This window comes from Nonlabens dokdonensis DSW-6 (assembly GCF_000332115.1).
Lineage (GTDB): Bacteria > Bacteroidota > Bacteroidia > Flavobacteriales > Flavobacteriaceae > Nonlabens > Nonlabens dokdonensis.
In genome coordinates this window covers 2,841,546-2,867,599 of the sequence record NC_020156.1, presented here as the reverse complement: position 1 = coordinate 2,867,599, position 26,054 = coordinate 2,841,546, and the positions used below count along the sequence as shown (strand labels likewise).

Here is a 26,054-nt window from a genome sequence, read left to right as displayed (position 1 = left end):
AAAAGTTTATTTTCTAGAATTAATTTAAATTGAGGTATCGCTTTCGCGAAAGCGGAAAAAAAGCCTCTTCATTAGAAAAGGCCTTGCTCAAATAAAAATCGTATGTGTTTACTCCACAATCACTTTCTCCACCTTTTGACCTAAATCACTTTGAATAGTGACAAAGTAAACTCCTGAAGTTAGGTTCTCTAAAGAAATGCGTTGTTCTGTTGTGTTTCCGGTAAAATTAGTTTGAGATAAAGTTCTACCGTTTACATCAATTAATGTGGCACTCTTAAGATTGTTCACTGAGGAAACTGTTATAAAATCTTTTGCAGGATTAGGATATACTGAAATGGAACGATCCGTAGTTTCTCCTATACTTGCAGTTGTCATTATAGTTACCGTTTCTGTATTTGTCACAATCGGGAAGTTAAAATCAAAATAAATCTCTGCAGTATTATCAAAAGTATCACCTTCAGTTAACGTGGTGAGCGTTTTGATTTTAAATAACACGTAACCATCATTAGTCGCATCATTGAAGTCTAGATTGATGTTTTCAAAAAAGAATTTAATCTCATTACCAGATAAATTTTGAAAGACATAATCGTGAGAAGATTCCATAGGAACAATAGAAGATAGATCAAATTTAGTAATATCAATCTGATCAGTAATAATGACATTTCTCGCAGGTGCTGTTCCTAAATTTTCAAATCTTATCATATAGTGTATATAATCACCTATTTGAGATGGTTCAATAACTGAACCTTGCAAACATGTTTTATCATTAGGATCAAAACTGTTAACTACTATTTGTTTGAGATTGAAAATATTATCTGTAAGCATTTGATCATTACCAGAGCTAGTAGATACAATACCTAAATAATCTACATTGTCTCCTAAGTTAAGAGGGAAAACAGCGTCAGTAGGAGTATTTAAATTCATGACAAATTCAAAGTTTCTTACCTCAAATGGCTCTATTCCAAAAAATGACCATTCTAATCTATTAGCACTCAAAATGTTTGCTACGGGACTCGTAGAGACCAAAGTCTCATAATTTGGATCATATTCTATGTAAAAAGATCCATCTTGAATCACAGTGCCTTTATTTTTAATCATCACCTTGTAACTAGCATCAAATCCTGGAACTGCATCATTTAACGGTACAATAATTATTTCTAAATCTTCAATAGAGCCTAAGGGAGTTATACAAAAATCTTGATTGTATGGAGTTGCTGTTGTTGGAAATGTAACGTTTAAAGAATTAGGCGATACATTAAAATAAGTTGGATTTTCTAACACAGGTGCATAATTAAAAACGCCATTAGTTAATGGTAAAGTATATTCTCCATTTGAGTTAGCCGAGAAAAAAGTACCATTTTGTATGTTTTCCATTTTAATATGTGCAAATCTTGGATCGACTAAATCACATCCATTTAAGTCGCTATCCAAAGTTACAGTTCCAGTAACTCGATTTATAGCACCATCTACACCTAATGAACAATCATTATTAACCACGGCAGTTCTAACAGGAAATTGAGCTAATTCACTATTAACGCTTGCTACGTTAAAATCATCTACACAAATATATTGTAATGCAGGCGTATCATCAAAAACAAAATAACCAGGAGAAAAATTTGGATTGTAATCGTTGAATCTACCATTACGGTGATAAATAGCTATTAAATCGTCACAATCACTTAAATCGTATTTTTCAAGTTTCGTGTTGGAATTAAAATTTACAGCGACTAAAGAAGAATTAGTTGATCTAAATTCTCTTAATTCCGGTAAGCTACTTAAATCAAAATCTAAAAGGCTTGTGCTTGTTAAATAAAGAATTTCTAAATTTTGTAAAGTGCTCACCACATCAGTGTTCAACAAAGAGCCATTATCAGAAAGCCTAAGGAATGTTATTGAATTTGCACCAGTTAAATCATTACAATCTAGAAAAGATACTGGTAAATAAACCTTCCTAATCAATGGATTTGTAGAAAAATCTACTGTTTCTATTCTAGAATTGAGCGCCATAAAAACTTCTAAAAAATTTAATCCGTTTGTATTAACATCAGTTAGTGATGTGGCACTATAATCAATTATAATACCTTGTAAAAAAGTATTTGACGTTAAATCAATAGAGGAAGAACTTAATTCTTTTAATGAAATACCCTTTAAATTAATTAATTGAGAAATATCTACTGGCGTTGTTTGATCTCCCGCTATAGTTGCAATTTCCACGGATTGTAATCGAGTTAATATAGGAGTTAAGTTGAGTGAACTTTTAAAATCTAGACTTATGCTTCTTACATTGTTTAATTCTCTTTCCTGAATGATATTATCATGATTGATATCAAGATCCTCAAACTCAAAATAGCCACCTTTACGATCTACAATTTGATTAGAAAAGCTGTAATCATAAGCACTACTTGGAATTTCTGCAGGAGTTCCAGATTTTAGCACTTTGCTTAATTTGAATTTACTAAAACTAGAAGTACCACAGAGAGCTCTTACATAGATGGAATACAACTCATTATCAGGTAAAATATTAGGAGTGAATTCAAAGGTTGTGGTATTAACTGTTGTAGACCACACTGTGTTCATCACATCGTTAACATCAGTAGCATATGGTACTGCAACAATTTCCCACTGTGTTTCTGTGCCACCAGCATTCCATCGTAATAAATTAGGATAAGGAGATATTGATATGGTAGGTCTAGATAAAGTAAGGTTAGTTATAACTGGACAGGTTGTACAAGATGCAACAGCAGTAACATTGCTTCCTTCTTTCATTAATTCTACTGTTTGGCCTACGGTAATCCCATCAGAATCTTCAATGGCTAATTCACCGTACTGTGTGGTTCCATCACTATCCATACCAAAAGAGGTCAGTGTAAATATTATCAAATCACCATCATTAACCGTAATTGTATGTTCATAACCATTTGCCGCAGCACCTGAGATATTTTGTGGCTGGCCCGAATTAATGGTATACTGGTAAGTGGGAATGTTGCTTCTATCGGTAAAAATTTGCGATGACTGGTACTTTAATTTATAAGTACATTGCGCGCTAGACAAACTGAATAAACTTACAGCGATAATAAAAAAGAATCCTTTCATAAATAAAATTTAAGTATGATTAATAATTGCAATTACGCTTTCGCGAAAGCGTAACAAACCCCAGCTTACTACTCTACCACGACCTTTTGAGTACTACTGCCTAAGTCACTAACTATGGTCACAAAATACATTCCTGTTCCTAGATTAGAAACGTCAATCTGTTGTGCTAACTGATTGCTCGTAAACTGATATTGTGATAGTAACCTACCATTTATATTCATAACGGTAACATTCTGAATACCATTTTCACTAGTTATGTTTAATAAGCTTGATGTAGGATTAGGATACACCGCAATAGATGCATCTGTTGCTTCATAGATGCTCGCAGTACTTTGAACCGTTACCGTTTCGGTATTGGTCACGATTGGGAAATTAAAATCAAAATAAATCTCTGCAGTATTATCAAAAGTATCTCCAGTCACTAAAGTGTTTAAAGTTTTGATTTTAAATAATACATGACCATCATTAGTCGCATCGTTGAAATCTAAATTGATATCTTCATGAATAAATTCTACCACATTTCCTTCTCTGATTCTCGTATAGTAATCATGACTACCACCTAACGGAATCAATGTCGTGATATCAAACTGACTCAAATCAATCTCATCCTTTACCACAATATTCACCGCACTAGCTGTTCCTGTGTTCTCAAAACGGATCATGTAATGCACGTACTCTCCAACATCGCTAGGATCAATAGTTTTCCCTTCTAGACAAGTTTTATCGTTAGGATCATAAGAGTTGACTACCGTTTGATCAAAAACCATCACATTATCTGCTGGCATGGCGTCTGCTCCAGTTCCCGTAACTGTTCCTGTAAAGGTGAGTATATCACCACCATTTAAAGGATTGGTAGCTTGAGTTGGCGTATTTAGAGTCATCGTGAACTCATATTCTTCCATCTGGAATGGCTGCAAATTACTCACTGACCAACTCAATTGATTAGTTATTGGCATTGCAGCTGTAGGCGTGGAAGAAAGTAAGGTTATAAACCCTTCTTCAAAATCGAGTGTTACAGAACCGCTAGTCGTAACATTTCCTTTATTTTTAATGACCACTTTATAGTCTGTATCAAATCCTGGTCGTGCTTGTTCTAGTGGTACAACAACTACTTCTAAGTCTTCTACTGTTCCATTTGCGGTTACACAAAAATCTTGTGTAAATGGGCTTGTTTGAGTTGGGAAGTCTACTACCACATTTGCTGGTGAAAAATTCCAGTAGGTTGGGTTTTCTGGGTTTGGGGTGATAGTGTGTTGACCGTCTTGAACTGGCGCATAATATTCTCCTGCTTGATTTGAAGAAATTACTCCCGTGATTGTTCCATCTGTTGCTGTAAAATTAAAATTTGGAAAAACTGGATCTGTTGTGTCGCAACCGTTGTTGTCAACATCTATAGAAATACTTCCTTTTATTTCATTAAAATTACCTCCTGGTGTGAATGAGCAATAGCTGTTTACAACAGTATTTGGAAATGAATTTGAAAAATTTGATAATTCCTGATCATCAACGCATACGTACAATAAATTAGGAAGATTATTGATATTATTTTGGAAAAATACATCTGAAAGATTATTTTTTACGTTAATTGATTCTAATAAAATATTATCAGACAAATTAATTAGTCTTGAAGAATGGTTGACACCCATTTGCCCAATATCAAAATTTATTAAATTATTTTCATTAATATATAGATTTCGCAAATTTACTCTATCCGTGACATCTATATTATTTAAGTTATTGTTACCAACTCTTAAAAAATCTAAATTATCACTAGACGAGATATCAATGCTACTCAACATATTGTCATCAAGATCTAACCTCTCTAAATTGGGAAACTGTAAAACATCAATGGATGTGAATTGATTCTGTCCTAAATCGAGGTTGTTAAGAATCGTATATTGACCATTAAATGTTAGAGAATTTAATTGATTTTCCATAGCATAAATAGTGTGTATGAGTGGATTATTACTTATATCCAATGAAGTTAATGAATTAACATTGACGCCTAAACTTCTCAAAATAGGTAAAGTAGTTATATCAATAGAGGTAAGCTGATTTCTAGACAATGTCAGGTATTCAAGACTTGGTAAGCCAGTTAAGTTTACATTGGTGAGGTTATTATTATCAGCAGTAATTCTCTCTAAATTTTGCATACCAGTAAAATCTAGCGATGTCAAAGCACTAAATCGAACTTGAAAAATTTCTAAAGCTGGTAAATTACTCATGTTAAGTGTACTTAAATTATCATTTGAATCTAATCTTACTTCTGATAAAGTTATTAGATTATTTAAGGTTAAGGATGTAAGCCAAACTGTACCAAAAACATTGCCCCTATGACCTTCAACTCGCAAATCTTTTAAATTTGATAATCCATCCAATGTGAATACGGTCATATGAGAGGCTTGAATGTAAAGTGTTTCAAGATTAGGAAAATCATTTAAGCCTATACCTGACTGAAAACTTAATTGATTAAAGTGAAGTTCATAAACGCGAGCAGCTTCTGTAACACTTACTTCATTATCATTGTCTAAATCAATTTTGATACTATCTCCGTTCTGATCAAAAGCTGTATTATTATTAAAATTTAAAGTAACTAATCTATTTTTTAAAATTGGGTCTGGAATATTAATGTTTTGACCCAAACTGTAAATAGAATAAACCAAACTAACAAAAAGTATCAATTTTCTCATAATCAAATATTTCCTACAAATAAAAGGAAAAACTAATTAACTAACTAAAGAACGAATAAGTAAAGTTTTTGAAAAATTGATGATTCAGGAATTTACTCTTGACTTAAACTATTCTCGACTCTCGCTCGAACTGGCATCTTGTTTTAATCAAAAGCTTTGCTCTAACCTGTAAGGTTTCGCAAGGGAGAAGCAGTGGTAACCTGACAGGTTTTAAGCCCAAACAGTTGTTTAGTTAACTGATTCTCGATCCATTCTTGCATCGCGCCGAACCCTTTTTGTGCATCGCTGTCGCTTCTTTGCTTTTTTCCCTTTCCAAAGGGAAAGGCTTCAAATTGAATTTAAATAATATCGATAAATGCAAAAAACAAATATGCTCTGTAGCGGATTATTAACAATGGAAATAGAAACTCCTTTCCTTGGCAAAGGAAAGGTGGGCAAAACGAGCCGTAGCGAGTTTTGGTCGGAAAGGATTGATGCGGTGATTGCGCCAAAACAAATACAAGTTTTATCGATAATTCCAGCACTTTTCAACCACTCCTAATTTGCAGCACAGCTGCCAAATCTGTCCTCGCCTTTTCTAAGGCGAGGAGTTTTTAAACCTTAGTATTTATGCAACATATAAAATGGCAACACCATCTTACATATTACGTCTATACTGCCCACCTACTTCAAACAATGCTTCAGTAATTTGACCTAACGTACAAATCTTAGTAGCTTCCATTAAGTGCTCAAAGATATTTCCTTGTTCAACTGCTGCTTTTTGGATTTGAGATAATTGTTCTTGTTGCGCTTTCGCGAAAGCGGAATGTAAATTATCCTTAGTTGCTATTTGAGCTTGTTTTTCTTCTTCTGTTGCACGGATTACCTCAGCTGGTAAAACCGTCGGGCTACCTTTTGAACTCAAGAAGGTATTTACTCCAATTATTGGGAACTCGCCAGTATGCTTCAACATCTCATAGTGCATCGATTCTTCTTGAATCTTACTACGCTGATACATGGTTTCCATCGCTCCGAGGACACCACCACGTTCTGTGATGCGGTCAAACTCTTCTAAAACGGCAGTTTCTACAAGGTCTGTCAACTCTTCAATGATAAACGCTCCTTGGATAGGATTCTCGTTTTTGGCAAGACCTAACTCTTTATTGATAATCAGCTGTATTGCCATCGCACGTCTTACTGACTCTTCTGTAGGCGTGGTGATTGCCTCATCATAAGCATTTGTGTGTAATGAGTTACAGTTATCATTGATCGCATAAAGCGCTTGCAAGGTCGTACGTATATCGTTAAAATCTATTTCTTGTGCGTGTAGTGAACGGCCACTGGTCTGAATGTGGTATTTCAGCATTTGTGCACGAGAGTTGGCTCCGTATTTGTTCTTCATCGCTTTGGCCCAAATCTTCCTAGCCACACGACCTATCACAGAGTATTCTGGATCGATACCATTGGAGAAGAAGAAACTCAAGTTAGGACCAAATTTATTGATATCCATCCCACGACTTAAGTAGTATTCTACATAAGTAAATCCGTTTGCCAGTGTGAAAGCCAATTGCGTAATCGGATTTGCTCCAGCCTCTGCAATGTGATATCCTGAGATGGATACACTATAGAAGTTACGCACTTTTTCTTCAATAAAATACTGTTGTACATCACCCATTAAACGCAATGCAAATTCAGTTGAGAAAATACAGGTGTTTTGTGCTTGGTCTTCTTTGAGTATATCTGCTTGAACGGTTCCGCGTACTTGCGCAAGAGTTTCTTGTTTGATTTTGGCATAATCTGCTGGATCGAGGATTTGATCTCCTGTTAAACCAAGAAGCATTAAACCTAAACCATCATTACCTTCCGGAAGTTTAGTTACATCTACTTGACCATTTTTAGAATATACCTTTTCGCCTTGAGCGTTTAAATAAGATGGACGTTCTACCTTATTATCGTCATAAACTTCTTTGAGCTTTGCCTCTACTTTATCGCCTAGTCCGTTTTCTGTAATGAATCTTTCACAGTTCTGGTCTATCGCAGCATTCATAAAGAACCCTAATAGCATAGGCGCTGGACCATTAATAGTCATAGAAACCGATGTCATGGCATGCGACAAATCAAATCCAGAATACAATTTCTTTGCATCATCTAGACAGCAAATGCTAACTCCAGCATTTCCGATTTTACCATAAATATCTGGTCGCAATCCTGGATCATTACCGTAAAGAGTGACACTATCAAATGCGGTACTCAAACGTTTTGCAGGCATACCTAGACTTACATAGTGGAAACGCTTGTTAGTACGTTCTGGTCCACCTTCACCAGCGAACATTCTGGTAGGATCTTCACCTGTTCTTTTAAACGGATATAATCCTGCGGTATACGGGAATTCTCCTGGTACATTTTCTTGTAGACACCATTTTAAAATATCGCCCCAAGCGCTATACTTAGGCAGCGCTACTTTAGGAATCATCTTATGAGAAAGTGACTCGGTATGCGTTTCAATTTTAATGACTTTGTCACGTACTTGGAATTCGTAAATAGGCTGCTTGTACTTATTTACTTTATCATCCCAAGTGGTGATGATTTCCCAGTTGTAGGGATCGAGGTCTTTAAGTGATTTGTTAAACTGAGCAATCAGTAGATTCATAAAGTCTGCATCGTCAGCTTGTGTTTGAGATAAGATGTAGTCTTCATTTAATCCTTTTTCGGTGATAAATCGTTCTCGACTGTCGCTCGAACTGGCATTTTCATTTTGATCAATTAAGGTATTGATGGTTTGATAGACACCGTATAGTTTTTGAGCTACTGTAGATTGCGCTGCTGCAGTGTTGTCATAAGCTCTGTTACTTTCGGCAATTTCGCTTAGGTAACGAGTTCTCGATGGCGGAATCACAAATATCTTTTCGCTCTGTGTTTTATTGAGCTCGTTTTTAGAACTCAGGTCAACTCCCGTTTTCTTAGTTACCTCAGCCATTAGCGCTTCATACAGAGCATTCATTCCTGGATCGTTGAATTGGCTTGCTATGGTTCCATAAACTGGTAGCGTTGCAGGATCTGCTTCCCATAAGTTATGATTGCGCTGGTATTGTTTTTTTACATCGCGTAATGCATCTAGTGAACCACGTTTATCAAATTTGTTGATTGCCACTACATCTGCAAAATCAAGCATGTCAATTTTCTCTAATTGTGTGGCTGCACCAAATTCTGGTGTCATTACATATAAAGACACATCACTGTGTTCTAAGATTTCAGTATCGCTCTGGCCTATTCCACTAGTTTCTAAAATGATTAAATCATAGTCTGCAGCTTTTAGAACATCTACCGCTTCTTGAACGTGCTTTGATAAGGCTAAATTAGATTGTCTCGTAGCTAGCGATCTCATATAAACGCGATCGTTATTAATCGCATTCATGCGTATTCTATCGCCTAGTAATGCTCCACCAGTTTTACGTTTTGATGGATCAACAGAAATAATTCCAATGTTTTTCTCTGGGAAATCGATTAAAAACCTACGTATTAATTCATCTACAAGTGATGACTTTCCAGCTCCACCGGTTCCTGTAATTCCTAGAACTGGTGCAAGCCCCTTTTGTCCCGCGGACATTTTCCCTAAAGGGGAAAAAAGATCGTCGAACTCTTCATGTCTATTTTCTGCCAACGATATTAACCGAGCTATGGATGGAACGTGTTTTTCTTTTAGATTTTCAGAAACTAATTCTCTTGAAACTTCATCTTGTTTCTTGTTTCTTGTTTCTTGTTTCTTTACCGCTTTCGCGAAAGCGGGAACAGGAACATCACACTGCTTCACTAAGTCATTAATCATTCCTTGCAATCCCATCTCACGACCATCGTCTGGTGAATAGATGCGTGTGATTCCATAATCCATCAATTCTTGAATCTCTGATGGTAGAATCACTCCACCTCCACCACCAAAAATCTTGATGTGTCCTGCGCCTTTTTCTACTAATAAATCACGCATGTACTTAAAGTACTCATTGTGACCACCTTGATAAGAAGTCATGGCAATACCATTTGCATCTTCCTGAATAGCGGTATTTACCACTTCTTCTACACTTCTATCGTGTCCTAAGTGAATCACTTCACAACCGGTCGATTGAATGATACGACGCATGATATTAATAGCAGCATCGTGACCGTCAAAAAGACTGGCAGCCGTTACTATTCTTACTTTATTTACTGGAACATATGGTGTTTGATCTTGCATTGCGATATTCTCATTTAAAGATTTGCAAAATTACGAAATCGATAACGTAGTTGGTTAGTACTCTTTAAACTTTTACATTTATTTATGGTCAAATGATTATTCTTGTAATCTAAAAATCAATCATGATGAAATATTGGTATTTTTCTTTGACTCTATTTGTAGTAATTCTTTCCTCTTGCAATAGTACTGATGATAATCTATTCATTCCTATTGAAGAGGCCTACTTTCCTTCATTAAATGGCAATAGCTGGGAAACCTCAACTCCAGAATCATTAAATTGGGACACTCAAAAACTTACTGAACTCAACACGTTTTTAGAAACTAATGAAACGAGAGCTTTTATAATTCTCGTTAATGGTAAAATCGTTGTTGAGGAATACTGGAATAATGATTTGCTTGGTCAACCATTTGATGTAAATAGCAATTGGTACTGGGCAAGTGCAGGAAAATCTTTAACAGGCACGTTAATAGGAATAGCACAAGAAGATGGATTTTTAGATATCAACGATAAAACATCGGACTACTTAGGTGCTGGATGGACTAGCATGCCACAAGCTAAAGAAGATTTAATCACGATACGAAATCACTTGACTTTTACAACTGGTATTGATTATAACGTAACAAATGACAATTGTTATGACCCATCTTGCCTAAACTATCTCAACGATGCAGGCGATGAATGGTACTACCATAATGGAACTTATCTGATTACTCATGATATTCTAGAAGCTGCTACTGGAGTATCAAATAATGATTATACCACAAGCGCGATAAAAGACAAAATAGGCATGACTGGATTATGGACAAATACTGCACAATCCAGTAATTTATTTATTAGTACTGCTAGAAGCGCTGCCCGTTTTGGTTTACTTACATTAAACAGAGGAAACTGGAATGGAACAACTGTATTAGGCGATAGTACCTATTTTAATGACATGACCAACACATCTCAAAATATTAATGAGTCCTATGGATACTTGTGGTGGTTAAACGGTAAAAATTCTTTAAGGTTTCCAGGCTCAACAGCAACGATTCCGTCATCCTTAACACCATCGGGACCAGTGGATATGATAAGTGCATTAGGTAAAAACGGCCAATTTATAGATGTGGTGCCTAGCTTAAATATGGTAGTAATCAGAATGGGTAACGAGCCTTCAGGAAGTCTAGTTCCTGTTACCTTACATGATGAAATGTGGGCAAAGATTATGGATGTTACAAGTAACTAAAGTTTTGATAATTATACTTTGCTCTTCTTGCTCCTTTTTATATTTGGTTTTTTAAAGACTTAGATTGAAAAATTACAGAAGATACAGTCGTATAGGCATCGCCACTAAAGGTGTTGTCTTTGGCCTCATGGGGATTATGGCACTCATAACTGCTTTCCAGTTACAATATGCTCTTAAGGGTGGAGATGATGTATTGGAATGGATATCTGAGTTGACCTTTGGCAGAGTGTTGCTATTTGCAATGAGTGTAGGACTAGCTGGTTATATTTTTTCTCGCTTTTACCTCACATTTAATAAGCAAGATTATGACGGTTCTACTGAAAAACCTTTTTATCGTAGGGCTGCCTATTTAATTAACGGTCTTGGTTATTGTTTACTTCTTTTCACTTGTTTGAAATTACTGTTTGGAATGCCTAATGATTCTGGAGATTCGGGCTGGAAAGTCATTTTACTACAAACAATATGGGGCAAAATTATTGTGTTTATTATCGCATCAGGTCTAGCCGTAAGTGCAATTAATGAATGGTGGATTTCTTTTTCTTCTATGATGGATAAGATGATGCACAAAGATAATCTAACTGATTTGCAATACAAATACTTGATGCTTCTAGGACGTGTAGGAAGATTTAGTCGCGGGATCGTTTTTGGAGTTTTCTCATACATTATGTACCGCTCACTTTATTATGGCCTTAAAAACTTACCCAAAGGAGCAGATGCTGCATTTCAATTTATGAGTGTACAATATGGGGCTGTTATTATGGGTATAGTAGCTTCTGGACTCACTTGTTACGGCCTCTACTTAATTATAAGCGGTAAGCACCGTAATATTCCTATTAAGTAAAATTAGCTTGAAAATATTTAAGTTTTTCGTATTCTCGCTTTCGCGAAAGCGGAACTATAAGAAACTCTTGAAACCTTCATTTCAATGTAAAACAAGAGCTATTTTTAAAAATCGGTTTAGATATTCGGAAGCTTCTTTGCATGAAATTTTGAAAGTAAAACTTCACAAAATATTAAGATTAGAAAATTCTATCTTCACAGACTGTATGAAGAATTTTATTTTTACCTCTACGATTGTATTATTATTCTTGTCAACCGCTGTTGCTCAAGAGAATAGACTAGCTCACAAACAACCCAACACTGCAGAGATTTTTCATAAAATTGAGAAATTAGGCTTCTTAGGAACTGCGTTATACGTTGCTGCACATCCAGACGATGAAAATACCAGACTTATCTCATGGCTTGCAAACGATAGAATGGCACGCACCGCATACCTTTCTCTTACACGCGGTGATGGTGGTCAAAACTTAATAGGTCCACAACTGCGAGAGCAATTAGGAATGATAAGAACACAAGAACTTCTAGAAGCGAGAAATATAGATGGTGGACAACAGTTTTTTACAAGAGCTAACGATTTTGGTTATTCAAAGCATCCTGATGAAACTTTAGAAATATGGGATCAGCAAGAGGTGATGGAAGATATGGTACAAATTATTAGAGAGTTCAAACCAGACGTTATTATCAATAGATTCAATCACCGCACACCTGGAACAACGCATGGACATCACACGACTAGCGCGATGTTGAGTATGAAAGTTTATGAGTTTGCTGCAGATGAAACCATTTATGCAAATCAATTAAAAGATCTAGATACATGGCAAGCGCAACGCATATTTTTTAACACGAGCTGGTGGTTTTATGGCAGTCAAGAAGCTTTTGAAAAGGCAGATAAAACAAATCTTCTAGAAATAAACGCAGGTACCTATTATCCACATAAAGGGTTGTCTAATAGTGAAATAGCAGCACTGAGTAGAAGCCAGCACAAATCTCAAGGCTTTGGTAGTAGCGGTTCTCGAGGTACTCAAACTGAATATTTAGAATACCTAAAGGGTTCTTTCCCTACCGATAAATCTGATTTATTTTCAGGTATTAATACCACATGGACACGTGTGAAAGGTGGCAGTCGCATACAAACTCAATTAAATTCTATTATAGCAAATTATAACTTCAAGAAACCAACAGCTAGTATTCCTGCCTTATTGAAGTTGAGATCACAAATCTCTAACCTTAAAGAAGAGCATTGGAAAAACATCAAGCTCGCAGAATTAGACCAAATTCTTCTTGATATAACTGGTGTTTATCTAGAAGCAAGTGTTGCTACTAATACCGCAACCGCCGGAGAATCTTTGGAAGTTGCTATTGAATTGACTAATCGATCTGATGAAGAGTTTAGAATTAGCTTACTCTCCAATCAATTGGTAACCATTAAAGAAAAGTCCTTTTCTTTAAATCAAAATGAAAGTAAAAGAATTTCTGGAACACTTCAAATTCCTGCCATCTATGAAGCCAGCACTCCCTATTACTTAAAAGAAAAAGGTACCTTGGGAATGTACAGTTTTAAAGATCGCAGTCTTACAGGTTTACCAGAGAAACAAAGCGAGTTTATGGTCAGAGCGCTCATTGAGCTCAATGGAACAGAGCTTTATCGAGAAATCCCTATCATTCATAAAAGAACCGATCCTGTGCGTGGAGAAGTTAATGAACCTTTTCACATTGTGCCCGAGGTTTCAATCTCAATAGAAAACCCTGTTTATATATTCTCTAATAATGAAGTTAAACAAGTTAATGTAAAACTAAAAGCTTTCAAGGATATTGACAGCCTAATAGTATACAAAAGAACTGGGCCTTACTGGGAAGAGCCTAATTATAATATCAAACCATTTTCTATGAAAAAGGGAGACACTAGAACTCATGTGATAGAAATTAGATCTAGTGATGTGGAGAGAGAAGATATTATGAATGTAAAAGTTCAGTCAGGAACAAAAAGATTTTATGACGAGGTTATACTTATAGAATTCGACCATATTCCTAATCAACAGTTAACTAAAACCGCAACAACAAAACTGGTCAATCCTAATTTAAAGAACAAAGCTAATACGGTTGCCTACATCAATGGTGCAGGAGATGATGTGGCACAAGCGATAGAAGCAATAGGCAGTAAAGTTTTTAAATTTGAGCCTAGTGAAGTTCCTTCAGATTTGTCTAAGTATGATGCTGTTGTAATAGGAATTAGAGCTTTTAATGTCGCTAAAGAAGATATGGCAGCGTTACAACCTAGATTAGATTCTTACGTCAAAAATGGTGGCACATTATTGATGCAATATAATACGAGCAGAAGAATGGATAGTGATGTTTTAGGGCCTTTACCTATTACGCTTTCGCGAAAGCGAGTAACTGACGAAAATGCTACCGTAAAAATATTAGAACCTCAGCATCCACTCATGTCTACACCTAATGCGATTACCTCAGCAGATTTTGAAGGTTGGGTGCAAGAGCGAGGACTTTACTTTCCTGATGATTGGGATCCTGCTTTTACTCCTATTTTAGGGATGAATGACAAAGGTGAAGAAATGACCAACGGTAGTTTGATCGTAGCTCCTTATGGAAAAGGACATATAATTTATACTGGATTAAGTCTCTTTAGAGAGCTACCTGCTGGAGTTTCTGGAGCGTACAAATTGTTGGCAAACATGATCAGTATAGGAGTAGAAGATGAATTAATTGAAAAGAATGATGGCCAAAGAAAACTCTAAAAAGTGGAATCGTTTTTATGCGTTAGTTATAGCGGCAAATGTTGTTTTTGCCATACTATTTTATATTTTAAGCTCCGTTTATGGAAATAGTTGATTGGTTCATACTAGTAAGTACACTGGCTTTTATTGTACTCTATGGTGTTTATAAAACACGTGGAAGACAGACGAGTGAAGAATACATCAAAGGTGGTGATGCGCGATGGTGGACTGTAGGTCTTTCTGTAATGGCAACCCAAGCAAGTGCTATTACATTCTTAAGTACGCCAGGTCAAGCATATACTGATGGGATGGAGTTTGTCCAGTTTTACTTTGGACTTCCTATTGCGGTAATCATTATTTGTGTCACATTCATCCCGATTTATCATAGACTTAAGGTTTATACGGCTTATGAATTTCTAGAAAAGAGATTTGACTTAAAAACAAGATCTCTTGCCTCTATTCTATTCTTAATTCAGCGAGGTCTGGCAGCAGGAATAACGATATATGCGCCAGCAATTATTTTAAGTGCCGTTCTTGATTGGGAATTAAAATATTTGAATATTATCATAGGTATACTGGTAATAATTTATACCGTTTCTGGAGGAACTAAAGCTGTAAACGTGACTCAAAAACAGCAAATGGTAGTCATCATGGCTGGTATGGTTACAGCTTTTGTGCTTATCGTGACGCAATTACCAGATAATGTAACTTTTGATAATGCATTAACGATGGCCGGTAGTGCTGAAAAAATGCAAATACTAGATTTTGACTTTTCATTAGACGATCGGTATAATGTATGGAGTGCGCTCTTCGGAGCTACCTTCTTGATGCTAAGTTATTTTGGGACAGATCAATCTCAGGTGCAACGTTACCTTTCTGGTAAATCAGTAAAACAAATGCGTATAGGCTTGTTGTTTAATGGTTTACTTAAGGTGCCGATGCAATTTTTTATACTGCTGGTAGGTGTCATGGTATTTGTTTTTTATCAGTTTAATTCTACGCCTCTTAACTTCAATCCAGCAGCCGAGAAAGCAGTGAAAGAAAGTGCATTTGCAGGCGAGTACAGTAGATTAGAATCCAGTCATGAGGAGATATTAAATGAAAAACAGCAAGTTCAAAAAAAATATGCTAATGCATTGAGCACCTCTGCAAGTCAGGATATTATTAATTATGAGCTTGCCTTAATTTATTTGAGAGCTCAAGAAGAAGAAAATAGAGAAACTGCTCGCACACTTATAGAAAAAGCAGATCAAAGCATTGAAACTAATGACAAGGATTTTGTGTTTATCCATTTCATTCTTAATCATTTACCAAAAGGATTAATTGGATTATTACTAGCCGTAATATTAAGTGCAGCGATGAGTTCTACAGCTTCTGAGCTGAATGCATTGAGCTCTACAACTTCGGTAGATATTTATAAAAGATTTAGTTCTACAGTAGATAAAGATGATGATCATTATGTAAATATGAGTAAATGGTTCACGCTCATGTGGGGAATCATTGCTATATTTTTTGCAAGTTTTGTCTCCTTATTTGACAACTTGATTCAGCTAGTTAATTTTATAGGTTCTATTTTCTACGGTACGATTTTAGGTATTTTTCTAGTAGCTTTTTACTTTAAAAAAGTGAATGGCAAAGCAGTTTTTATTGCAGCATGTATTTCTCAAATTATTGTAGCCACATGTGCCATATTACACGAATTTGTTCCTGGAATTGAGATTTTACCTTTCTTATGGCTCAATCCATTAGGTGCGTTCTTGACAATAGGAATTGCGGTACTTATAAGTTCTACAGATAAAGGAGTTAAAACCACTTTTCAGTTTCAAGATAGTTAAATGGTGAATAAGTACTTCTATTACGATGGTTTTAGAGAATTCGGACCATTCACAGCTCATGAGTTGCTCACGAAAAACATCAGGCCAGATTATAAATTACGCCTTGAAGGAGAAGACTCTTACGCCATTGCCAAGGAAGTTCAAGAGGTAGCTCAGTTGTTTAAAGCTCAAATTCCTAGAAACTCTTATGGAACTATTCAAAACGATGTATTTCCAAATATAAGTCCTCAGTCTTCTCATCAAAATCAGTTTGAACGAGACATGAGTTTTGAGCAACAAGACTTCAATCCTGACATCAAACCTAATACTGAAAATACGTCAACTCCTAACTGGCGCGAACTATTGTTAATTGGGGTTTTAGCATTTTGGTTACTTGAAAGTGTTGTACACTGGATCATGACGTTATTATCCATAGATTCTTGGTATGGACCTGGTGAGGCTATAAGTACTTTACTAGGTGTATTATTTGCTTTTATACCTATTCTAATTGCAGTTTGTATTAGACAAAGAAATTTGAGAATCATTGCTGTAATTATCGGTTCTATTTTAACCATAAGTATATTATCCAAATACTTTTACTGGTCATTTCAGGTATTTTAAGAAATTAGGACATCAAAAAACCGCCTGCAATTTCTTGAGACGGTTGACTTGATCTAAAGTTTTTTTACTTTATTTCTAAAGAGATCTTTGCTTTTAATAATTTAGAAACTGGACATACTTCTTTTGCTTTATGAGCGATTTCAGACAGCTTATCTGTTGATATTTCTGGAACATCAGCACTCAGTGTTAAGTCCACATGAGTGATTTCTCCGTCGTCAAAAGTCACTTTTGCATCTGTAGAAAGATGTGTTGCCGTGAATCCTTCTTCATTAAGCAAAAAACTCAACTGCATGGTATAACAACCTGCATGAGCTGCTCCTATTAATTCTTCTGGGTTGGTGCCTTTCTCTTCTTCAAATCGAGTCCCAAAGGCATATGGAGTTTTATCTAAAACACTACTTTGAGTGGAGATATTCCCTTTTCCTTCTTTACCAGTTCCTTTCCATTGTGCATTTGCTTTTCTTGAAAATTTCATTCTTCTTTTTTTAAATTTATTCTCAAATTTAGAAAATACAAATGATCTAAAAGACCTATTAACAGAGATTTCAGAAGACATGATAACTTGAAATACTAAACCTGCTTGAAATTTATATTAGTAATAAGTGAAGAAATGCTCATCATTGTATACTCCAAATCGTACTGATAAGTAAGAAACAGGATAATCATTTGGCCCATATTGAAAAGTTTTGATTCTGTCATCTACACCATCCGTCCTTGCGATAGTATTATTTCTAGAAATCGATTTGGCTTTTCTATAAGCAACTGGAAAAATGTCATACGATGGATTTTTTTTATCATCATATTGATAGTCAAAACCAAACTGGTTGTCGTAGTATGTCCTTATAACATTATTATTAGTATCATAATCATAAGTGGTCATATTCAAACTTGTGATTTTACGTTCTAATCTATCATTTGCATCATATTCATAAGTGGTTGTATTTCCATTACTACTATAAGTTTCTGACTGTATAAGACCATTAGCATAAGTGTAATTCTTATCGTAAGTATTACCATTTGAGCCATTAAAAGATATTCTTATTATTTCATCATTTGAATTGTAAAAAAAATCATGATAGCCACCGCCTGACATTTTAATTTTAGAAACAAATCCATTAGTTCCGTACTCATATTCGTGATAGCCTTCTGTTGTGGCAGAACCATCTACACCTGGTGTGACAATTTGCGTTATTCTATACAGTTTAGGAGTTAAAGGAGTGTTATCGATAATTTGATCGTCATCACTGCATGAATTTAATATTAAACCTAAGCAGAGTAAAAGATAAGTGAACTTTTTCATGTGTATTCGTTTTAAATTAGATTTTTGTTTTTAGTAAATGAAGGATATAATTTGTCTTAAAATGGCTTTTACCCAATTTCCAGTAAATGAATTTTATTGATCAACTGTTTTATCCCTAATTAAATAGAACAATATTTTCCTGAGATGAAAACGTGTAAAACGCTCATCCTTAGCCTGAATTCGTTAATATTTTAAGTTGAGATTAATTCACCCTACGCAATTAGAATTTGTATTCTAACCCAGCTGAGAACTGTAAGACGGAACGACGAACATCTCTATCTTTGTACTGAAAAAACTGATAATTAAAGATTCCTTCAGTCACAAATTGAATGTTATCCACTAATTTGAATTTAAGTCCTGCTCCAAAATTGAATGTTACGTTAAAATCATTGATAATATTTGAGTCACCTAACGGTCTGATGGTATTGCCGTCATTCCCGATATAAACAAAGCTATTATCCATGAGGTGTACATAACTAAATCCGCCTGTAAAATACGGACTAACCATTCCGTCTACTATCAAGTATCTAGCTGTAAACGGTATAGAAACGTATTCTAACTCTTGCTCGATATCAAATGATTGACCGTCATTATCTATTAATTGATTGATATTACCATTAAAATTGACATATTCTAAATTAATATTTAATGGATCATTGATAGGTAAAAACACGTTAGTACTAGAGATATTTTTGGTTGTACGATTAAATTTATAATAGTTTATACCAACACTTAACTGTAAATTTTTAGAAACCTTAGAATGCACCGCAGCACCAAATCCTATAGAGTAATCTTGATCATAATCATTTTCATTAAGATCAGGTCCTATTGCGCTATTATCACCTAAATTTTGTAAAGTCACTGCAAGCCCAGATATACTGGCGCTCCATTCCACCTGCTTTTCTTCAATTAGAGAACTATCACTTCTTTTATTTCTATTTGAAATTTTTGCCTGATAAGCCAAACGTCTTTTCTTTCTTTCTTCTAATCGTTCTTCTCGAACGTTTAATAAACTATCTCTACGACTGAGTTTGCTATCTAACTTTTGGTCGTAAACAACGTCCGTTTCTTGTCCAAGATCAGGAACTGCGGCATTGGTCATTTTTTGATCATTATTATCTTGAAATGCTAACTGTTTGTCTAACTCTATTTGAGATATATTATGTGACATTACTTCCTTTTCACTTTTAACTGTTACAACAGAAGCATCTGTTGCTTTTGCAGGAGTAGAAGCTGTGGAATTGAACTTTTTTTCATTACTTTTTTCTCGATCTGCTAACTGTTTGTCTTTATCGATTTGTGAAATATTTTGCGATGTATATGTCATACTTTCTGTGTTGACTTTTTTCACAACAGATTCATTATTAGACCCTTTAATAGATTCAAATTTATCATTTGCCCTATATTCTAATACCACATATGCATCTCTAGAGCTTTCAGTACTATCTTTTTTCAAAGCAATGTTCTTATCGTTAAAATCATTTGTTATGGAGTCATCTTCGATTAATGATATCATAAAAGGCCTTTCTATAGATTCAAATTCAACCGGATGAAAGGATTCATCAGTTTTTATTTCGTTAGAATTTAAATCTTCATGAGTTTCACCATTTTCATCTACAACTATTTCATTAACTTGTGGTGTATCAAAAACCAAACTAAAAGAAGCTCCTATAACTCCACCGATTAATAAGATACTTAAACCTAAAAACCATAACCAAATAGGTGTTCGTCTTTTCTTTTTCTTATTAAGACTTTCTTCTAGCTTGGACCAAACTACATCATCTGGCGATGCTTCAAATGAATTGAGCCCTTCTTTTATTGATGATCCTATATCCCTTTTAGTTCCCATAAGACCTAGTATTTAGATTGTTGTTGCATTCTTTAATTCTTTTTCTAAGCAAAATTTTTGATCGGTGTAAATTAGACTTTGAAGTACCTACAGTAATATCTAGCATTTTACTAATCTCGTTATGACTATAACCATCCATTTCATAAAGATTAAATACCATTCTATATCGATCTGGTAACTGCTGTATGGCATTTAAAATCTCTTTAAGAGGTATAGATTTTATAGAGGATTCTTCTATAACAACTTCGCCAGTTATTTCTTCATTTAACAACACATTAAAATTAGAAGCTTTTTTAAATGATGTAATGGCTTTATTGATAACAATGCGCTTCATCCAGCCTTCAAAACTACCTTTTCCCTTGTATTTATTCAGACTAGTAAAAATGATCATGAAAGAATCGTGAAGAATATCTTCTGCCTCTTCCTTACTGCGACTGTACTTTAAACACAAAATATAGAGCACGTCTTTGTAACGGTCGTAGAGCTCTTTCTGAGCATTTATATCATCCTTTTTACAGGATTTGAGCAATTCTTTTAAATTCAATCTGTAATATTTTCCGAGTTCAAAGTTATACTTATATTCTATAGTATAATAAAACCAAAAAGGTTGCGTAGAAAACTAAAAAAACCGTTTAGAAATTTTCCAAACGGTTTTAATTGTTCCGCTTTCGCGAAAGCGGTATATCAACAAAAGATTTTTACATCTTCACGCCCAATTCTTTAAGGCTGTCTTTATTAAGCTTTACATAATCCATGTTTCCTGCTTTTTGAGCAAGCTCTAAAGATTGCTTTGCTGTTGCAATTGCAGCAGTAGTATTACCCATTTTTGCCTCAATAAGAGATTTTCTTCTGTGCATCCAGAATGCATCTGGACGAGCTTCCACCGCCTTAGAAATCCACATGTGTGCTTTTTCTAAGTCTTTGTTTGCATCTAAATAAAAGGTAGCTGCGCTATAGTAATCGTTTGCACTAGGTCCTGCCATAACTTTATCGATGCTCGCCTGTGTTTTTGAAGCCGTAGGAACCGTAAAAGGGACTGCTACCATTGTTTCATCCCACATCATTTGTAAATGAGCGCCGTCCATCGTTAACTCGTTAATTGCCATAGTCCAGCTTTCTACTGGATTCTTCAATTTATTAGTTTCTACCGTTGCAGTAGCTACCACTTTAGAATCATCCCATTTTGCTGGATTACCCCAGTTGCTAGTGTCGTTGTACAACATCACTGTCCATTCTTTCTTACCAGGTTTTGTGTAAACAGCATACGTACCAGCCTCCACGTTTGTTCCAGCAAACTTTACATCGTCAGAGAAAGTAATCATAGAATTTTGATTTGCACCAGTTCTCCATAGTTTACCAAATGGTACTAGGTTACCAAAGATCTCTCTATCTCTCATAGCTGGTCTAGAATACTCTAGTGTAACCTCAGTAAGACCTACTGTTTGCATGGATTTTGCTTTAGGGCTAGGTTGCGGTGCTTCAATTTGAGCAACGGCCGTACTTGCTATAAATAGTAAACACAAAGAAAATAGTAATTTTTTCATTATAATAATTTTAGATTTTAATAGTATGTAAATGTCGTTGTTTTAGATCTTTAATAGTGTTATCGTTTTCTTAACTAACACCTTTTGCGCTGGAGAAGAAAATCATCTTAATGGCAACTATGATCAGGATCACACCAAATATTTTTTTGAGCATTTGCTGATTAATATTCACAGCAATCTTAGATCCAAAGTAACCACCTACAACAAAAGCAGCCGCAATAATTAAAGCATATCGCCAGTCGAGTGTATGGCCATTTTTATGATAGGTGTAAGCTGCTAGAAATGTAACAGGAACGGCAAGTACAGCAAGGCTCATTCCTTGAGCTTGATGCTGAGAATAGCCTAAAAACCAAATTGCCAAAGGAACCATGATAACGCCGCCTCCTACTCCTACACTGCCGCTCAAAACGCCAGCGAGAATTCCTATTAATAAAAGAAGTAGTACCGTTGATAAAGTCATTTTTTTACGTTTCATGTTTATAGTAATGGAGCCCACAATCTACAGAAGGACTCTTTAAATTTATTCCATTTATCTCTTTCTACCCATTTTTCAAGTATAACTTCCTCACAAGACTCTAAATCTTTGTCATATTGATCGTTCAACTCTTCAGAGATATCATCATCAAAAATAAGAGCATTGATCTCAAAGTTAATGTCAAAACTGCGGTAATCCATATTTGATGTTCCTACAGTTGCAAATTCTTCGTCTACAACCATGGTTTTTGCGTGTAACATCCCTTTATGATACCAGTAAATTTTTACTCCACTTTCTAAGATTTCTCTGAAATAGGAACGGCTCGCATATCTGGCAGCCCAGCTGTCTCCTTTTTTAGGAACCATAATTTCTACTTGGACTCCTGCTCGAGCAGCACTTTTAAGAGCCGTAAGAATTGCTTCATTGGGTATAAAATAAGGAGTAGTAATCTTAATGCTTTCCTCTGCAGTGGTAATGGCTATAAAAATAGCCTCCATAATATTAGCCCAATCGGTGTCTGGTCCACTGGCAGCAATTTGCACAGGTTTATTTTTCCCCTCATCAATCTCCGGAAAATAAGAATCAGGTATCTCCAGATCGGTTTCTTCATGAATATGATCGCAAACAAAGTACCAGTTGAGCAACCATTGCACCTGCATACTTTTTACAGCATGTCCTTCAATTCTTAAATGTGTATCTCTCCAGTACCTAGAAGGATGGTCTCCTTCTTTATTTACATATTCGTCGCTTACATTAACTCCTCCTAGATATCCTATATGACCATCAATAATGCAAATTTTACGATGGTTTCTATAATTTGCTTTACGAGTAAAATTAGAGAAAATAACAGGCATAAAAGGATGGAATTCGATTCCAACATCTTTCATTCTTGCTTTTGCCTTTCTAGAAAGTGAACTACCTACTGAATCATAGATAAGCTTTACCTCAACATCTCGTTTTCCAGCAGCAACTAGCTTATCAATAAACTCATTCCCTATTTGATCGTCTTGAAAAATAAAATACTCAATATGAATATGATTTTTTGCTTCATCTAGATCTTTAAATATGCTTTTAAATGTGTTTTCTCCATTTATTAAAACTTCTAGATCGTTTTTTAAAGTTAGCAAAGCCGACTGGTTATGATTGAGGAGCTTTACTAATTTGATGCGATCTTCTAGAAAATCATTCTCATATTCTGTGAGTTGATCTTCGGTTAAATGCAGTCGCTTGCTCCAGCCTTGAATTAATTGATGAGCCGTTAGGTCTTTTCTTTTAAAAATTTTAGACTTGCGATATTCTAGACCAAAGAAATAATAAATTCCCAAACCTATGAAAGGCAATGCAACTAGAAATAAAAGTGATGAGACTGTTTTACGAGGGTTTTGATTACTTTTTATTAGAAAAAAAGCAGCACTAAGCGCAATTGCATAATTGATAATCAATAAGCTAAAAAACCAATTATTTAAAACCCAATTACCCATCCTTAATCGTAATATCCCGCCTTTGGAATGGCGATCTGATATTCCTTTTTAGTCTTGTTATTCAACTTTGGTTCTCTTAACCACGGATTGTGAATTTTAAGAATTTTGTAGTTGATGTCATTCGCTTTCGCGAAAGCGGACAAATCATCCACCTCATAATCTACTAAAACCTTTGTGGTAGGAACAAAATCATAACCATGACTTGCGTCTACATTAAAACCAAAGTTTTTAGGATTTTTGAGGATCTCTTTAATTGCCAAAATACGGAAGACGTAGCGTCCCGTTTCATCTCCTAAAAGCAAATCGTAATAACTTTCTACTCCTTGTGCTTCTAGTTGCTTGTTGATTCCACCATTTCCGGCATTGTAAGCAGCACCAGCAAGTGTCCAACTTCCAAACTTCTCTTTGCTTTCTTTTAAGTAATCACAGGCCGCCTGAGTTGCCATTTCTAAATGGTAACGCTCATCTACATTAGAATTTACTTCTAGGCCTAATTCTCTACCAGTTTTAGGCATTATTTGCCAGAAACCTCTTGCTCCTGCTGGAGAAGTAACATTTTGCAAGCCGCTTTCAATTACAGCGAGATATTTGAAATCATCTGGAACACCGTTTTTCTTAAGAATAGGTTCAATTACAGGGAAATATTTTTGAGCTCGTTTAATTAAAAGAATCCCGTTTGATTGCCAGTAGGTATTTACTAAGAATTCACGATCTACACGTTCCTTAATATCTGGTTGATCTAGAGGAACTGCTTCTCCTGCAAAATCAAGCTTTTTAGGCAACTTGACACTATAAACATTATAGTCTTTAACTCGTTTTTCTAAGCCATCATTTTCAGATGTTTCTAAAGCATTTGTATTTTTTGAAGTGGAGGCGCCGCCACCTTGTTGTATCGCACTTATTGTAAAAATAAAAATAATTGCTATCAAAGCACCTAAAAGTATCTTTTTCATGTGTTTAAGTAATTTTTTCAAAGATATAAATATTGTTATGAGAATCATCTTTTACTAGAAGTTCATTCTATCTATTTATGAACCGATGAGTTCAGGTAAATGTTCATTAAACCAGCGGAAACGATTCACAATCATTACATGGGTTCCTTGAGGCACAACGATGCAATCATCTATATATTTGATAGGAAAAACAGGATCTGCATCACCGTGAATATGAATACAATCTGGGATAGGCTCTTCTTGATCCCAATTCATAATAGTATCCAGCGCCCAGTCTAAGTAAATAGAACTATTCACAGACAGGTACTTTTTGTACATTTCTATTTTCTTAGGTGCGATCCCAAAACTATACTTACTAAGTACATCTATGCTTTGCACAAGGCTTGTAGGTAATATTTTGTGTAATCCAGTAGTCTTTGAAAATCGCATTCTTCTAGGAAATTCTTTATTAGACTTTACCGTAGAGATAAGTACAAGTTTTTCTACTTCTATTTGTTTTGCCATTTCTTGTACAATGACTCCACCAAAGGAAACACCTACGAGTACCGGCTTGACATGTTTCACGTGAGCTAGTAACCGCTTCACGTAAATAGAAAGAGGCTCCTTTTCTACAGGAACAATCCATTCTAAAAAGTGCATCGTAAATTTATCTTCAGGCAATTTAATATTTTCATATATCAAAGAAGATGCTGCCATTCCAGGCATGAAATACACGTGTTTCATAAGTTCATACTTACTTTAGATAGGTGCTTTAACATTTATAGTATGCAAAGCATATTATTTTTAGACTATCTTCGCAAGATATAAAGAGAAGTTTTCACTCTTATCACTAATCTACCAGAAAGTTACTTTTTTAAATAGTGTTGATCTACTTTTAAGTAGAGAATGAATGGAGTTAAAATAATGTATATGGATTCTACAAGTACCTTAGAAGTTACTGATAACGCGTTTTTACGTCAGTACGAGTGTCGCAAAGGTGACGTTTTGGCAACAATTGAATATGCCCAACAAGAAAGGAAAATCTTTTTAACTAAATATATTGTTCCTGAAGAATTAGAGTTTGACAATGATTTTAGAGATGAGTTTTTAACAGCTGTTTTTGAAGACATCAAAAATGTAAAAGAGCTAAAAGTAGTTCCGACTCACCCTAAAATAGCTGGATTTGTTAGAAAATACCGATTGAAGTATAAAGAAATGCTTCCAGTAGGTATTGCTATTTAAAAAAGCAT

The 26,054-nt window shown here is 35.1% G+C and carries 19 protein-coding genes; 7 read left to right on the top strand and 12 right to left on the bottom strand.

Annotated elements, in window-relative coordinates; genetic code table 11:
- Positions 1–108: 108 nt before the first annotated feature.
- Together DDD_RS17315 and DDD_RS12525 are read right to left on the bottom strand one after the other, a co-directional pair.
- The gene (locus tag DDD_RS17315) at positions 109–3,093 is read right to left on the bottom strand and encodes a T9SS type A sorting domain-containing protein (protein ID WP_015363266.1); all 2,985 of its coding nucleotides are present in this window, start codon (positions 3,091–3,093) and stop codon (positions 109–111) included.
- A 68-nt stretch (positions 3,094–3,161) separates the two neighbouring features.
- Complete coding sequence (locus tag DDD_RS12525; RefSeq protein WP_015363265.1) at positions 3,162–5,783, bottom strand: T9SS type A sorting domain-containing protein; 2,622 nt, start codon at positions 5,781–5,783, stop codon at positions 3,162–3,164.
- Between the two features lie 355 nt (positions 5,784–6,138).
- On the opposite strand from DDD_RS12525, the gene DDD_RS12520 reads away from it, so the two are divergent.
- Positions 6,139–6,324, top strand: a complete 186-nt coding sequence (locus DDD_RS12520; RefSeq protein WP_041567147.1) for a hypothetical protein — start codon at positions 6,139–6,141, stop codon at positions 6,322–6,324.
- 96 nt (positions 6,325–6,420) lie between these two features.
- On the opposite strand, the gene DDD_RS12515 is transcribed toward DDD_RS12520, so the two are convergent.
- A complete protein-coding gene (locus DDD_RS12515; RefSeq protein ID WP_015363263.1) occupies positions 6,421–9,990 on the bottom strand; it encodes a methylmalonyl-CoA mutase family protein in 3,570 nt (1,189 codons plus the stop codon).
- Positions 9,991–10,112: 122 nt separating this feature from the next.
- On the opposite strand from DDD_RS12515, the gene DDD_RS12510 reads away from it, so the two are divergent.
- The 5 genes from DDD_RS12510 (at position 10,113) to DDD_RS12490 (ending at position 17,223) form a co-directional block, all read left to right on the top strand.
- Complete coding sequence (locus DDD_RS12510) at positions 10,113–11,216, top strand: serine hydrolase domain-containing protein (RefSeq protein ID WP_015363262.1); 1,104 nt, start codon at positions 10,113–10,115, stop codon at positions 11,214–11,216.
- Positions 11,217–11,280: 64 nt separating this feature from the next.
- On the top strand, positions 11,281–12,057 hold the full coding sequence (locus tag DDD_RS12505; protein ID WP_015363261.1) for a DUF1206 domain-containing protein: 777 nt from the start codon (positions 11,281–11,283) through the stop codon (positions 12,055–12,057).
- Positions 12,058–12,262: 205 nt separating this feature from the next.
- Positions 12,263–14,809 carry a PIG-L family deacetylase gene (locus tag DDD_RS12500; RefSeq protein WP_041567146.1) on the top strand — a complete coding sequence of 849 codons (2,547 nt, stop codon included), beginning with the start codon at positions 12,263–12,265 and terminating at the stop codon, positions 14,807–14,809.
- Between the two features lie 80 nt (positions 14,810–14,889).
- Positions 14,890–16,623, top strand: a complete 1,734-nt coding sequence (locus tag DDD_RS12495) for a sodium:solute symporter (RefSeq protein ID WP_015363258.1) — start codon at positions 14,890–14,892, stop codon at positions 16,621–16,623.
- A complete protein-coding gene (locus tag DDD_RS12490; protein WP_015363257.1) occupies positions 16,624–17,223 on the top strand; it encodes a hypothetical protein in 600 nt (199 codons plus the stop codon).
- A gap of 64 nt (positions 17,224–17,287) precedes the next feature.
- Here the strand turns inward: DDD_RS12490 and DDD_RS12485 are convergent, their stop codons facing one another.
- From DDD_RS12485 to DDD_RS12445, 9 genes are all read right to left on the bottom strand, one after another.
- Positions 17,288–17,698, bottom strand: a complete 411-nt coding sequence (locus DDD_RS12485; protein ID WP_041567448.1) for an OsmC family protein — start codon at positions 17,696–17,698, stop codon at positions 17,288–17,290.
- Between the two features lie 117 nt (positions 17,699–17,815).
- Positions 17,816–18,523, bottom strand: coding sequence for a hypothetical protein (locus DDD_RS12480; RefSeq protein ID WP_015363255.1), 708 nt, complete (start codon positions 18,521–18,523; stop codon positions 17,816–17,818).
- Between the two features lie 220 nt (positions 18,524–18,743).
- Positions 18,744–20,372, bottom strand: a complete 1,629-nt coding sequence (locus tag DDD_RS12475; RefSeq protein WP_015363254.1) for an outer membrane protein — start codon at positions 20,370–20,372, stop codon at positions 18,744–18,746.
- Entirely contained in the window at positions 20,362–20,916 is a 555-nt protein-coding gene (locus DDD_RS12470; protein ID WP_015363253.1) for an RNA polymerase sigma factor, read from the bottom strand. The genes DDD_RS12475 and DDD_RS12470 overlap by 11 nt, the downstream gene beginning before the upstream one ends.
- A 154-nt stretch (positions 20,917–21,070) precedes the next feature.
- Positions 21,071–21,916 (bottom strand): DUF2911 domain-containing protein, encoded by an 846-nt coding sequence (locus DDD_RS12465; RefSeq protein ID WP_015363251.1) that lies wholly within the window; start codon positions 21,914–21,916, stop codon positions 21,071–21,073.
- Positions 21,917–21,986: 70 nt separating this feature from the next.
- Positions 21,987–22,376, bottom strand: a complete 390-nt coding sequence (locus DDD_RS12460) for a sulfite exporter TauE/SafE family protein (protein WP_041567447.1) — start codon at positions 22,374–22,376, stop codon at positions 21,987–21,989.
- A 17-nt stretch (positions 22,377–22,393) separates the two neighbouring features.
- Positions 22,394–23,872 (bottom strand): cardiolipin synthase, encoded by a 1,479-nt coding sequence (gene cls / locus DDD_RS12455; RefSeq protein ID WP_015363249.1) that lies wholly within the window; start codon positions 23,870–23,872, stop codon positions 22,394–22,396.
- 2 nt (positions 23,873–23,874) lie between these two features.
- Positions 23,875–24,825, bottom strand: a complete 951-nt coding sequence (locus DDD_RS12450; RefSeq protein WP_015363248.1) for a lytic transglycosylase domain-containing protein — start codon at positions 24,823–24,825, stop codon at positions 23,875–23,877.
- A gap of 75 nt (positions 24,826–24,900) precedes the next feature.
- On the bottom strand, positions 24,901–25,548 hold the full coding sequence (locus DDD_RS12445) for an alpha/beta fold hydrolase (protein ID WP_041567145.1): 648 nt from the start codon (positions 25,546–25,548) through the stop codon (positions 24,901–24,903).
- Between the two features lie 186 nt (positions 25,549–25,734).
- On the opposite strand from DDD_RS12445, the gene DDD_RS12440 reads away from it, so the two are divergent.
- Positions 25,735–26,046 carry a GNAT family protein gene (locus DDD_RS12440; protein WP_015363246.1) on the top strand — a complete coding sequence of 104 codons (312 nt, stop codon included), beginning with the start codon at positions 25,735–25,737 and terminating at the stop codon, positions 26,044–26,046.
- Positions 26,047–26,054 lie beyond the last annotated feature (8 nt).